We start from the raw sequence: 13,462 nt of genomic DNA, 5'->3' as shown, positions 1-13,462 counted from the left end.
CCAAAAAATAAGTGCTACTCTATAATTCTGAAAAAATCACGAAGATTCCTTCCTACTGAAAAAACAATACCATATGCTCTTCGTCATAGTAAGTGTCTCCTAATTTTACCGCGCGTTTATGGGTACCAAACGGAACAAACCCCAATGCATAATAAAGACTTTTGGCTGTGTCATTCTTGGTTACGACAGATATGCACACCTGCTCAACCCCATCAAGTGAATTCGCATGATCAATCGCTGTCTGCAATAACTGTTTGCTCACACCTCTCCCACGTTTATAGGGTGTAACATACACGGCATAAATACTTGTTCGATGGTCTATTTTTACCTTTGTTTCCCTGACCAACGTTACAACTCCAATCAATTCATTATCCTCAAATGCACCAAAATTATATGCGTTTTCTGATTGAAACCTAACCTTGTACACATCCGCCGAATTATTTTTCACTTCGTCATAGCTCGAAATAAAAGCTTCCGGACTATTAAGCAACGCTTCTAATCTCAGCTTTCGATAAGCTTCAGCATCCTCTGGCTCCAATATACGTATATCCATTTAACCAACTCCCCATTAAGTTTTATAGGTTAAACTCTAGTTTATTAGAAAACTTGGCTTATCTCCATGCCTTACTATAGATAAGCCTTAGTTGCACTTATGCAGTAAGAAAGTATTTATACTTTCTTATCTGCTGAAACAAAAACGTCTCCCCATAAGGACACGTTCTTCCATACCATTTTTATTCAATAGGAAATAATGCCGAATAACAAGCAACAAATGACTTTATCAACTCATCCCCCATGACAAAACCCCTCTCCAATATAACAGTCGCTATTAATATATGTATCGTATCATAGTATTCATGATTAAATTCTAAAATAAGAAAAAGAGTCTTAAATCGCGTCTGTTTCTGATATGATACTATCTAAAGACATTGAATACGAGGTGCCATAATGAAAGCAATTTTAATTGGAATTTTTTCTGCTATATTCTTTTCCGTGACATTTATTTTAAACCGTTCGATGGAGTTAGAGGGAGGAAGCTGGGTTTGGAGTGCATCTCTCCGATTTATGTTTATGCTTCCCATGCTGCTAATCATTGTCGGATACAAAAGGAACGTCAGGCCAGTTATCCAGCAATTAAGAATACAGCCGTTCCCATGGATTATTTGGAGCACAATTGGATTCGGCTTGTTTTATGCACCTATAACTTTTGCAACAATATATGGACCTGGTTGGCTCGTTGCGGCAACCTTTCAGATAACAATTATTGCGGGTTCACTTTTAGTTCCCTTTTTAAATAAAAAGGCAAAACAGAGAATCCCTTTTCAGAGCATATTTGTTTCGCTGATTATCCTTTTCGGCGTGTTCGTAATGCAACTAGAACATGCGTCATCTGTCTCGCTAACCAGTGTTTTACTATGTGTTGTTCCATTGATCATATCTGCATTCGCCTACCCGCTTGGAAATCGGAAAATGATGCAACTTGTGAATGGGAAATTGAACACATTCCAGCGAATCCTTGGAATGACAATTGCATCGATGCCATTCTGGATTATTTTATCTATTTATGGAATTATAGCGCACGGCACACCAAACACAAGTCAGGTGCTACAGACATTTATTGTTGCTGTTTCATCCGGTATCATTGCTACTGTATTATTTTTCTATGCAACCGAACTGGTCAATCACGACAACCAGAAACTCGCTGCCGTGGAGGCAACACAATCAGGTGAAGTTGTCTTCGCTTTATTCGGCGAACTATTCTTGCTAAGTGCGCCATTACCAAGCTTTCTTTCATTTATCGGTATGGCACTTGTTATTACTGGAATGATTTTACACAGTATCATCTCTGCACTGGGAAATAAGAAAATTAAAAAACCGCTACACCACACGGCATAACGGGGCCACCTGTGAAGTGCAAAACCAGTGATTCGAAAGGTGATTTTCAATTTATAAATAATACCTATTAAAAAAATCCCAATTTCATATTCAAACTCTAAGAAATTGGGATTTTTCTCTTATTACTGAATTTTACTTATATAAATCATGTGTTGGATCGAACAAGCTTTCCTCTGTATTTCTCACAATTGAAAAGTGTTCAACATTATAATGACCATGAAGGGTTTCATTATGATGCTTAATAATTTGTTCCGCACTTAAGTTATCGCTGTCCGTTGTCGAATGTCCATCACCTACTAATGTGACATCTAAACCACTAATAGTAGCTGTTCTGACTGCACTATCTATACAGTGTTGGGTCACACACCCCATTATAACAACATGTTCAATCTCATGAGATCTTAAATGATTTAGAAGTCCTGTCCCATGGAAGGAATTCGTTGCAGTTTTGTCAAAAGTCTTTGCATCCGCAGGCATATGAATTTTTTCATGAACCAGAAACCCTTTCCCTTTGCCTTCAGCAACTTCCAAATCCCTTACAAAAACGACAGGAATACTGGATTTACTCGCCTTTTCAATAACTAAATTGATATTCCTGATAAGTTGCTCTTTATTAAAAACAGCACTTTCTTCTTTATTCCCATCAATTAACTCTTGTTGGGAATCAATGATTAACAATGTTTGTTTCAAATAATTTTCCCCTTTCAAATGTGGGGAAACGCTATATTTAATTAGACGTATTCCCCTTAGTGTTCATTAAGCCAATACTAATTTGATTTGTCATAATATCTACCTCCTGGATAAAATAATGCCTGTAAAATAAGCGTTTAAAATTTTCAGGCAATTAAATTTTAACACAATTTTCTTTAAAAAGGTACTTTATTAAGAGATTTGTATAGATTACTTCATTGACCTGTCCTTTAGTAACCCTCTTAGAAAACTTGGCATTCGTTAAAGGGATTCTTATGATAGCGTATTTTGCTTTCTTAGAACCCCTTATACTCTGGAGTGCAAACCGCTAAGCGATTTGCACTCCTAATTATTGTGTTACTTAATGTTTTCTCCCCTATAACTGGTCCCGTCGTCACATAGCATAGCGAATCTTATTTTTCATTTTCTTCGGCAAGTTCCATTGCAGCACGGTCTTCAGCTGGTGTAGACCGTTTGATAAAAAACGCCAGTACAAGCCCTCCCAATGACAACCCTGTTGCAACGTAGAAGGCCACATTAACACCATGGATCATTTCACTTGGGTCCGCATCTGCGCTCATATCCACTGCAGCAGCCGTCATCACTGTAACCAGGATGGCGGTACCAATCGATGCCGCAACCTGGCGCATTGTATTATTCATCGCGGTACCATGCGGTATTAATCGTGTTGGTAACTGGTTAAGACCTGCAGTAGTAACAGGCATCATCACCATAGAAATACCAAACATGCGAATCGCAAACACGACGGTGATATAAGTCAATGACGTCTCAGTCGAAAGATTCGTAAACATAAATGTGGTGATTGTGAGAATAGATAATCCAATAATCACTAGCCACCTGGCACCCACTCTGTCAAAAATCCGACCCGTAATCGGGGACATAAACCCCATCACCAATGCACCAGGCATTATCATCATTCCAGATTCAAGCGGAGTAAATCCAGCCATATTCTGCATATAAATCGGCAGGATTGTTTCCGCACCAATCAGTGCCATAAACACGATCATCCCTATGGCGGTTGCAATTGTAAATCTCGGATATTTCAATACACGAAATTCCAAAATAGGTTGAGCAAGCTTAAATTGCCGAAGAATGAAACTTGTCAGCGCAATCGCCCCAATAGCAAGGGAAGCAAGTACTACTAAATCAGACCAGCCATAATTACCTGCACTGCTGAATCCATACAACAACCCACCGAAGCCTAGCGTTGATAAAATGATGGAAAGAATATCAACCTTTGGATATGTCTGTGTGGTCACATTTTTCATAACAAAATAAGCAACAATAATATCAATAATCGCTAGCGGTAAAATAATGAAAAACATCACACGCCATGGATAATTCTCTACAACCCATCCGGAAAGCGTTGGACCGATAGCAGGAGCAAACGAAATAACCAACCCAACAGTCCCCATAGCAGAACCTCGTTTTTCGATAGGAAAAATTAATAGAAATATAGTCATCATTAATGGCAGCATTATCCCTGCGCCAGATGCCTGAACAACTCTTCCGACCATCAATACAAAGAAATTTGGTGCAATACCACAAATTAACGTCCCCACCGCAAAAGTAGACATTGCAGTAAGCAGTAATTTTCTAGCCGTAAATGTCTCTATTAAAAAAGCTGTGATAGGAATCATAATCCCATTCACCAGCATAAAAATAGTCGTTAACCACTGTGCAGTGCTTTCAGTTAGATTAAAGTCGGCCATAATTGGCGGAATAGCCGTAGCCAGTAACGTTTGATTTAAAATCGCCAAAAAAGCACCTGATAGCAATACAGCAACAATCGGAAACTTATTTAACTGTTGTACACTTTCCTCTTGATTGTTTCCCATACAACACATCTCCTTTTCAGCTGCTGTTCTTGTACACGTATTGAATTATATGGAAAATAACAGGCAAGGTCAATAATGTTGTATAATGAAAGTTAAAAATTCAAATGGAAGTATGATGGTGATGAAAATGAATAGAACAGAAGATATCATCCAGGTTATCCAAGCTGACAAATGGATGATGGATATCTTAAAAGCAGCACAGCAATTACAGTTGCCCGATTGGTGGATCTGTGCAGGATTTGTACGGTCAAAAGTTTGGGATGTCCTGCATGGATTCGATGAACGGACTGTTCTTCCTGATATTGATGTTGTGTATTTCGATGAGGGCACCATTGATGAGGCTGAAGAAAAACGCTTAGAAAAAATATTGCACAAGCTTTTACCTGAGGTGCCTTGGTCCGTTAAAAATGAAGCACGCATGCATGTACGAAATAACCTGGATCCTTATAGCAGTACAGAAGACGCCATAGCAAAATTCCCGGAAACAGCAACAGCTCTGGGAGTAAAACTAAGTCAGGATGATGATCTGATTCTGACAGCACCACATGGCGTTGATGATGTGCTCAACATGGTAGTTCGCCCTACACCCTATTTCGCGAAATCAGCTGAGCTTCTTAAAATTTATAAGCAACGGGTTGTGGAGAAAGATTGGTCGGATAGATGGAATATGGTTAAGGTGGAATTTTAGGTGTTGTCGCCCGATTTCACGGGTTGTCGCTCGACTTGGGGATGCTGTCTCCCGATTTCACGATTTGTCGCTCGACTTGACTATGCTGTCTCCCGATTTCACGGGTTGTCGCTCGACTTGACTATGCTGTCTCCCGATTTCACGATTTGTCGCTCGACTTGACTATGCTGTCTCCCGATTTCACGATTTGTCGCTCGAATTAAGGCCAATGTCGCTCGAGTTCCCGGTTTATCGCGATTATACAAAATAAAAGAAGCACCCAATCAATTCAGGTACTTCCACCGTAATTTATTCATGCTCATAGGTGCCATATTCTTCACCATAATACCGGTTATACCGTTGCTTAAATTTAGTATACAAATACTGAACGATCACTTTCAATATTGCATAACCCGGGATACCAAGAATCACACCAACGACTCCAAACAGGTTTCCCGCAACTAATAACACGATAATAATTGTGAGCGGATGAACACTCATTGTTTTTCCCATAACATTTGGTGATATGAAATTCCCTTCCAAAAATTGAACAGCAGCCCAAACAATAGCTAATTTTAAAAACATGAATGGGGAAGCAACCAGCGCAATTATGATTGCAGGCGATATAGCTATCATTGGCCCAAGATACGGAACTACACTCGTTATCCCTGCAATAATCGCAAGTGTTATCGCATAGTCCAGCCCAATGATTAAGTACCCGATATATAAAAGAATACCGATACATGAAGCCACAATAATTTGACCTTGAATATAAGAACCTACCTGAATATCCATATTTTTAAGGATTTGGTTCGCGTCGTCTCTATATCTTGGGGGCAAAATTTTTAAACAAAATTCCTTAAATCGCTCCCCATCTTTTAACAGGAAAAACAGGATGAAAGGAAATGTAATAATAGAAACCACTACACTGGTAAGTGTACTAGCAACATTCTGGACGCTTTCTAGAGCACCACCAAGATACTCACCAATTCTGCTAGTCAGATTGCTGAGGTTGGATGTAAGCCAATTGTATCCTTGATCATAATAAGGTGCCAAAAATGAATTTTGAACCCATGATTTAATACCTTCTCCCATTTGCTGTAAGTATTTTGGAAAGTTAGTAGCCAAATCTTTTACCTGAGCTTCAATTGCCGGTGCCGTAAGTAAAATCACACCCGTAAGCAACCCACTGATACCAAGGATTAAGATGATAATTCCCCAAATTCGCTTAATATGTAAACGCTGCAGGATATTTACAATTGGATTTAACAAATAGTAAGCTATAAAGGCCAATATAACCGGCGGTAAAACAGTTGAAAAAACGATAAGTATTGGATTAAAGATGAAAGAAACTTTAGTGTAAATAAATATTGCAATACCTATCAGAATCAGCAGAATTAATCCGAAAAAAAGATCCCGTCCACCAATAAAATTCATAAATCGACTCTCTGTCTTCATAGCGACCCTCCTAGATACACAAATTATAGATTATATTGCAGAAAAATTCCATAATTGAGGGGCTATGTAACTTAGGAATAATATATTTTTTGAAACTTTTTTAAACAATAATTGCTCTAACGTGTGAAAGGAGGTTACAACTTGGAAAACTTGGACCTTGTTGACAAAGCAATAAATGGGGACGGACAAGCATTTGAAACCCTAGTAAAAAATGAAAGTGAGAAATTGTACAAAACGGCTTTTCTTTATGTACGAAACAAAGAAGATGCATTAGACGTTCTGCAAGAGACGATTTATAAAGCTTTTGTATCTATAAAACAAGTGAAACAGCCCCAGTATTTTCACACATGGCTAACTAAAATATTAATTCGTACAGCATACGACTTTATAAGAAAACGAAAGAAAGTTGTGTTAGATGAAAATATTATTGATAATATGCCAGACGAACCCAGTACAAATATTGAGGACAAAATGGACACATTAAATGCAGTAACCAGATTAAATAAGGACTATCAAACAGTAATTATCCTATTTTATTATCATGACCTGACTATTTATCAAATCTCAGAAACAATGGAAAAACCAGAAAACACAATTAAGACTTATCTGCGCCGGGCGAAGATTGAATTAAAAAAGATAATTGGGGGAGTGGATAGCAATGTTCAAAGAGCAATTCAATAAAGAAATTAATGATATAAATGTTGAAAAGAGTGAAATATTCGATGCAATTGACAAAGGAATAGAAAAGGGGCGAAATGAAAAAACGCCAAAAAGAAAGTCAAAGGCTAAAATTTTCGGAACTATTGCATCAGTTGCTGCCAGTACATTCTTAGCATCTGGTTTGGTTTTTGCTCCGATCACAAACGTGTTAGCATCTGTACCTTTAATAGGCTCTATATATGAGAACTTCAGCATGCAGATTGGATCGCAATTATCAAAAAGTGGTTTAGTTACAGAACTAAACCAACATGCAACAAGTAATAATGTAGATATTACAATCACAAGTGCTTACTATGATGGGAATATTATAGGTATTACATTTAAAGCTCAAGGTGATCGATTATCCTTGGATAATGTTGGTGGAGATAAAGGACCTGAAACTGGATATGGTTTTCACCTGTTTGGCGGCGACGAACGGGAACAATGGTCCGGATCTATGACTGGACTGGAAGAAACTGAAGATGGTTACGTTGCTGCGATGGAGTTTGAAAATCCTGATGCTAATTTACCTGAAGATTATAATCTGCCTTTAACATTCACCTCTATAGCAGGAGTGAAGGGAAATTGGACATTCAATGTTCCCGTTCAGCAAATTCCTTCTGAAACAATTTATACTCAAGCTGAAAGTACACATAAAGACTATAAGCTTAAAATGGAGTCAGTTGAAAAAGGGAAAGCAACAACAATGCTGAATTATACTACAACATTCCCTATAGCTGGTAAAAATGATGATATAAGATTAACCGTAGTGGATAATGAGGGTAATGGACTATCAACACAACATGCAGCGGTCTTAGAAACCGAACAGAATGGTGGATTAGTCGAGAAAGAGACACGAGAGTTATTTGATAGCAAGATTAGTAATAAAGCAGAATACCTAACTGTTTATCCTGAAATAGTACAAAATGAAGAAGACACCGTGACATCACTCGATCAGACGACTCCATTTATGGCGGAAAGTGAAAGATTTAAATACAGCATTAAGGTTAATAAAGTAGAACAAAATGGAAATAAACTTATATTGGATTACAATGTACAAAATGTAGACACAGATACCATTAGAAAAGATATTGTTCAAGGCTTTGCTAATTTTATTATGTTAATTAAGTCCGACAATATCTATAGAGATGAAGATGGTGATCTGGAGATGGTAAAGATGCTCGAAAATAGGATTAGGAGTAAAACGGCGAAAATAATAGACGAAGAAAAATTACATTTTAAATCAACTTATACAATAGAGAACCCTGGTCAATTCAATATCAAAGACTACTCAATAATGGTTCCATTTGGCACGCTAAGCGCAAATGATGACCCTATTAAAATGGACCCAATAAAAATTGACTTAAAAGAATAGTATTGTTCGTAGCAATAGGCTTCGGGAATGCCTTCCCGAAGCCTTCTTAAGTCTGGATTGCTATTACTCCCACTCCAGGAACTCCAGCCTATTTCCAAATGGATCAGACACATAGAATCGATTTGCTCCAGGAAGCCGGTCATCCGTTTTAAAAGCAACATCCTTCTCAACCAGATACTGCTTCATTGCTTCTATATTTTTTACCTGAAAAGCTGGGTGCGCTTTTTTGGCTGGAACAAATGGTTCTTCAATTCCAATATGTATATGAACATCCCCTGCCTGGAACCAAACGCCACCATTCTTTTTTAATAATGCTGGCTTCTCAACTTCTTCAAAGCCTAATTTATTCTGATAAAATTCACGCGCCTGATTTTCTCCTTTGATAGGAGCTGCTAATTGAACATGATCAATCTTTTCATAGTTAAATGACATATGCTCACTCTCCCTTCTCTCCATTTTAACCACTATTGCGCAGCATGAATAATAGTAATTACATATCACTTTTGAAAAGATATGCTTATAGAACATTTATAAGCGCCTTATACTCTGGAATGCAATCTTATTTATGCAGTAAGAAAGACCAGCTTCATAAAAAAACTGGTCTAAAAATTTTTCAACTAACTAGTTTTCATTAAACGCCAGATTAACTGCATCATAAGCATTCACATAACCTGCCCCAACTTCCCAAGCTTCATAGTCTGACATTGGGGTTGCTGTTTGTTGAATGATATTTTTAACCTCTTCAGGTGTCAATTCTGGATTAGCATCAAGCATTAAAGCAACTATTCCTGCAACGTGTGGTGTGGCCATCGATGTTCCGCTCATTGTTGTATAATATGGGAGATATTCCGTCTCAATGTATTGCAAATCTTTATCCAATGCTAATGATGATATCGGTGCAATAACTCTTGAAGAAATAATATCTACTCCTGGTGCAGTAATTGATGGTTGATCTTTCCATGTCCATGTTTCCCCATCAATCTCAAAGGTTCCACCACCATCAGTTGTTCCACGCGATGAAAAGTCTGCCAACTCACCGCCTTTTGTACCTGCTGCAACAGAAATGACCCATGGTGCCTTTGCATATGGATTATGTGTATCTTCAGCTGGTCCTTCATTTCCAGCGGCAAATAATACCGTTATACCATTATCATAGGCTTCCTTACTAGCGATATTTATTGGATCATTAGGATCAAAATCTCCACTTGATCCCCAGGAATTTGTGATTACACGAACTCCATATTCTTCCTGGTGCTCCATTGCATAATCGAATCCACCAAGAGCGTCTAAGATAGATAATGCTGCTCCTGATCCATAACCAATCAAATCTGCACCTGGCGCAACACCTTCATACTTCCCATCAGACATTTCCCCAGTACCGCCGACGGTTCCAGCTACGTGAGTTCCATGACCTGAGTTACTATCGGTATTTGGTACATTTTCCAGGTAAGTAGCAGGCAATAACCCTGGTGCCAGGTTGCTTAAATTCAAGCTTGCCAAGACGTTTTGTACTAAATTCTCACCAAACAGTAAATCCTGATGAGTTCCATCAACCCCGCTATCATTCACAACAACACCTACTCCTTCACCAGTAACAGGTATTCCATTATTTTGTTCTGTCATTTGTTCATCAGAACGAACTTGATCAACACCTGTTAATTCTGTTGCGTCAGCATTGGAATATTCTAGCTTTCGATTTAAATAAACAGAACGAACACTATCTTTATTTTTTAGATCTTCTATTTGGTCTGCAGTAGCAATCGTAGCTACCATTGGCAGGGATTTAAGCGATATCCCATCTGTAATTCCTATTCTTTCTAGTAGATTCAAGTTGGCTAAGGTTGGTTCTTCATCACCATCGAAGGTAACAATCACTTGAAAACTTCCTATACCTTCTGCAATCTTCTCTTCCAGAAGGGGATCAATTGCAACCGAATTCGTTGTAGCATTTGCTTTAGGTTGTCCAAAAATCAGTAACGAAAATAGAAAAAATGATAAAAGTGTTAAATAAATAACCTTTTTCATAAACTTCAACTCCCATTTGATAGAATTTTCTTTCAAATTCATTATGAATGAGAGAAATCTCGTTTACTACCGTACAAATGATAGATTATTGTTGGGAAATATCCAATTTAATCATAAAAAAGTCATACATCTTAAATCATATAAATAATTTTTTCCATACAAAATGGCCAGCTTCCCATTAGGAAACTGGCCCGCCATTTAAATAGTTATCAGCCACAATTGCCGTATTTTCATAAAAAGTTTAAACCACCACTTCGCAAAGTGGGTGTTTGCAGAAACCTTCCTGTCTTCCACACGATCGAGGCACGACATTATAGTTTCGATGTAAAACTCCCTATTCATATGTTAGAGGTTAAACTAAAATTAATACGTACATTGCAGCTTATAAATATATATTACACGTAAACCCACCCAAATACAATGGGAATTTTAACCTATTTTGAAAACGGTTTCAAAACAATAACTCATATACTTCCGTTAACTCTTTTACACGAATATCGTTTTCGACATTCCTGGCATAGGCTAATTCCTTCTCCAATACGGAATCAAGATAAGCCATTTCTTCTTCATCCAAATTTCTAACAAACTCGACTTCATTCTTGTATCCTTCTGTTTCAAGCTTCTTACCAATCCTTTGACACATATCATTTTCACTATAATTCGCTAATGACTCACGCAAATAATTCAATGTATTATCGATGATCCTCACCCTTTATTTCGTGTTCTTTTTCTTCGCACGTTGTTCAAGCTGCGATTTTGGACGCTGATCAGCTGCATCCTCGGTCAACCCTTGTTGATTAACACTTGAATTAACTCTGCGCTTGCTTCTGTTATCCTCTTTCTCACTCATAATATAAACACCTCCACTTGATAGTATTTCAAATTATGAGCCTTTTATGCTAGAAAAAGGCGCCCTCTGGCCAGGGCACCTTTAGACTTTATCGATTATTTGTCGATGTTTATCGATTCCGTGTCGAACTTTATCTATTCTGCCAATAACTTTATCGATTCCGCGTCGATCTTTATCTATTCGCCGATTTTGAGCTGCCTTTTCTACCTGAATTCGGGCCGTTCTAGCCTCTACTTTTCGCCAAGTTCTTCATACTTATCACGTAATGACCGTTTCAGTACCTTTCCACTTGGGTTCTTTGGCAATTCATCCGTGAAATCTACATATTTTGGAACCTTGAATTTTGAAAGCCTCTCCCTGCAAAATTCTGCTACTCCATCTTCCGTAAGACTTGCACCCTCTTTCGGAACAATTATCGCAGTCACTGCTTCGATCCAGTATGGGTCTGGAATACTTACAACAGCAACTTCGGAAACACCATCCATTTGATAAATAGTCTCCTCCACTTCCCGGCTCGAGACATTGACACCACCTGTGTTTATCATATCTTTTTTGCGGTCAACAATTGTAATGTAGCCTTCTTCGTCCATCACACCCAGATCTCCACTGTGAAACCAGCCACCCCGAAATGCTTCGGCTGTCTTTTCCGGATCATGTAAATATCCCTTCATAGTATGCGGTGTCCGGTGAACAATTTCACCCGTTTCGCCGCGAGCAACTTCCTTATCATTATCATCAACAATTTTTGTCTGTACATTTAAGGTTGCTACACCAGCTGATCCTAATTTACGTAGTTGATCTTCTGGCTGTAATGCTGTAGCAAGTGGAGCCACTTCAGTTTGTCCGTAAAAGTTCCAGAACTTCGCATTCGGTAATCGCTCGGCAAGTTCCTTTAAAATTTCACGTGGCATGATGGCTGCACCATAATAGCATTTTTCAAGCGTCGATAAATCACGTTTATCAAAATCCGGATGGCGCAGTAATGCAATCCAGACAGTTGGTGGAGCAAATAACTGTGTTGCCCCTTCCTCTTCAATTGTTTGTAAAATAACATCTGGACTCGCCGCGCCAAGAATGATTCCACTCGATCCAACATAAATACTTGGTCCTAAAAATACATGTAACTGTGCACTATGATATAGCGGTAATGCATGAATCGCCACATCTTCAGCTGCCATTTTCCCATCTATAATGGAGCTTACATACTCACTAATTAAGCTCTTATGGGAAAGCATAACACCTTTAGGCCGTGATTCCGTCCCGCTAGTATACAACACATGTGCAAGATCATCATCACCAATATCAACTTCCACAATATCATTAGGACGACCATCACGTGCATCAGACAACGATTCCCACGAGGAGAGTTCTCCTTCATATGCTCCAAGGGTATCCATCAAATAGCGCTGTCTGATTTCAAGCCTTCCAGCTGATTTATCCAAAACTGGTGCATATTCCTCTGAAGCGATAAATGCACTAACCTCTGCATGTTCCAATATATATGCCACATCTTCAGTGGAAAGCATATAGTTAATCGGAATCATAACTGCCCCAATTCTGGCTAAAGCAAAGTTTGCTATGACAAAGTCCAAGCTATTTTTGGACATTACTGTCACCATATCTCCTTTTTTCATTCCGTCAGCCAAAAAGGCATGTGCCGTTTGGTTTACCAAGTTATCTAGTTCCGCATAATTCAGCCGTTGTCCCTCATACGTAATTGCTAACTTCTCGGGCATTCGGTCACGAGTCCGCGCTAACAGATCTCCAAGCGTATTTCGTCTTGCCCGCTGCAACATCTTGCCAAGATCACCATGTACATTTGTTTCTGTGTTCATATTTCCACTCCTCAAATGAATTTTTCGATGACTTATGTGCTGAATATTCTTTGTTTTATTTTAATTCAGAAAACTAATAATGACAAGTAAGCCGTAATGACTTATTTT

At 38.4% G+C, this 13,462-nt stretch carries 13 protein-coding genes and 1 other RNA gene; 4 read left to right on the top strand and 10 right to left on the bottom strand.

What is annotated here, in order from left to right:
* Window positions 1–52 precede the first annotated feature (52 nt).
* Window positions 53–553 carry a GNAT family N-acetyltransferase gene (locus ACE1TG_RS03405; RefSeq protein WP_375050951.1) on the bottom strand — a complete coding sequence of 167 codons (501 nt, stop codon included), beginning with the start codon at window positions 551–553 and terminating at the stop codon, window positions 53–55.
* Window positions 554–948: 395 nt separating this feature from the next.
* On the opposite strand from ACE1TG_RS03405, the gene ACE1TG_RS03400 reads away from it, so the two are divergent.
* Complete coding sequence (locus tag ACE1TG_RS03400) at window positions 949–1,896, top strand: DMT family transporter (RefSeq protein ID WP_375050950.1); 948 nt, start codon at window positions 949–951, stop codon at window positions 1,894–1,896.
* A 132-nt stretch (window positions 1,897–2,028) separates the two neighbouring features.
* Here ACE1TG_RS03400 and ACE1TG_RS03395 read toward each other — a convergent pair whose 3' ends face one another.
* A complete protein-coding gene (locus ACE1TG_RS03395) occupies window positions 2,029–2,586 on the bottom strand; it encodes an isochorismatase family protein (protein WP_375050949.1) in 558 nt (185 codons plus the stop codon).
* 413 nt (window positions 2,587–2,999) lie between these two features.
* Window positions 3,000–4,445 carry an MDR family MFS transporter gene (locus ACE1TG_RS03390; RefSeq protein ID WP_375050948.1) on the bottom strand — a complete coding sequence of 482 codons (1,446 nt, stop codon included), beginning with the start codon at window positions 4,443–4,445 and terminating at the stop codon, window positions 3,000–3,002.
* A 121-nt stretch (window positions 4,446–4,566) separates the two neighbouring features.
* On the opposite strand from ACE1TG_RS03390, the gene ACE1TG_RS03385 reads away from it, so the two are divergent.
* Complete coding sequence (locus tag ACE1TG_RS03385) at window positions 4,567–5,133, top strand: nucleotidyltransferase family protein (protein WP_375051090.1); 567 nt, start codon at window positions 4,567–4,569, stop codon at window positions 5,131–5,133.
* Between the two features lie 288 nt (window positions 5,134–5,421).
* Here ACE1TG_RS03385 and ACE1TG_RS03380 read toward each other — a convergent pair whose 3' ends face one another.
* Window positions 5,422–6,570, bottom strand: coding sequence for an AI-2E family transporter (locus tag ACE1TG_RS03380; RefSeq protein WP_375050947.1), 1,149 nt, complete (start codon window positions 6,568–6,570; stop codon window positions 5,422–5,424).
* Between the two features lie 141 nt (window positions 6,571–6,711).
* Between ACE1TG_RS03380 and ACE1TG_RS03375 the strand changes: the two genes are divergently transcribed.
* Window positions 6,712–7,251, top strand: a complete 540-nt coding sequence (locus tag ACE1TG_RS03375; RefSeq protein ID WP_375050946.1) for a sigma-70 family RNA polymerase sigma factor — start codon at window positions 6,712–6,714, stop codon at window positions 7,249–7,251.
* Window positions 7,229–8,644: a DUF4179 domain-containing protein gene (locus ACE1TG_RS03370; protein WP_375050945.1), complete on the top strand. Its 1,416-nt coding sequence runs from the start codon at window positions 7,229–7,231 to the stop codon at window positions 8,642–8,644. Before ACE1TG_RS03375 ends, ACE1TG_RS03370 begins: the two co-directional genes overlap by 23 nt.
* A gap of 63 nt (window positions 8,645–8,707) precedes the next feature.
* On the opposite strand, the gene ACE1TG_RS03365 is transcribed toward ACE1TG_RS03370, so the two are convergent.
* The 6 genes from ACE1TG_RS03365 to ACE1TG_RS03340 all read right to left on the bottom strand — a co-directional run bounded on the left by ACE1TG_RS03365 (window position 8,708) and on the right by ACE1TG_RS03340 (window position 13,354).
* Complete coding sequence (locus ACE1TG_RS03365; RefSeq protein WP_375050944.1) at window positions 8,708–9,076, bottom strand: VOC family protein; 369 nt, start codon at window positions 9,074–9,076, stop codon at window positions 8,708–8,710.
* Window positions 9,077–9,265: 189 nt separating this feature from the next.
* Window positions 9,266–10,669, bottom strand: a complete 1,404-nt coding sequence (locus ACE1TG_RS03360; RefSeq protein WP_375050943.1) for a S8 family serine peptidase — start codon at window positions 10,667–10,669, stop codon at window positions 9,266–9,268.
* Window positions 10,670–10,875: 206 nt separating this feature from the next.
* A non-coding RNA gene (gene ssrS / locus ACE1TG_RS03355) (6S RNA) lies at window positions 10,876–11,056 on the bottom strand.
* Window positions 11,057–11,120: 64 nt separating this feature from the next.
* Entirely contained in the window at window positions 11,121–11,378 is a 258-nt protein-coding gene (locus ACE1TG_RS03350; RefSeq protein ID WP_375050942.1) for a sporulation protein, read from the bottom strand.
* A gap of 3 nt (window positions 11,379–11,381) precedes the next feature.
* Entirely contained in the window at window positions 11,382–11,519 is a 138-nt protein-coding gene (gene sspL, locus ACE1TG_RS03345) for a small, acid-soluble spore protein L (protein WP_375050941.1), read from the bottom strand.
* A gap of 230 nt (window positions 11,520–11,749) precedes the next feature.
* Window positions 11,750–13,354: an acyl-CoA synthetase gene (locus ACE1TG_RS03340; protein WP_375050940.1), complete on the bottom strand. Its 1,605-nt coding sequence runs from the start codon at window positions 13,352–13,354 to the stop codon at window positions 11,750–11,752.
* Window positions 13,355–13,462 lie beyond the last annotated feature (108 nt).

Origin of the sequence: Virgibacillus sp. JSM 102003, assembly GCF_041949995.1 — a bacterium.
In the GTDB taxonomy this organism is placed as follows: domain Bacteria; phylum Bacillota; class Bacilli; order Bacillales; family Amphibacillaceae; genus Lentibacillus.
The sequence above is the reverse complement of the archived record's forward strand: the minus strand, read 5'-3'. Positions and strand labels throughout refer to the sequence as shown.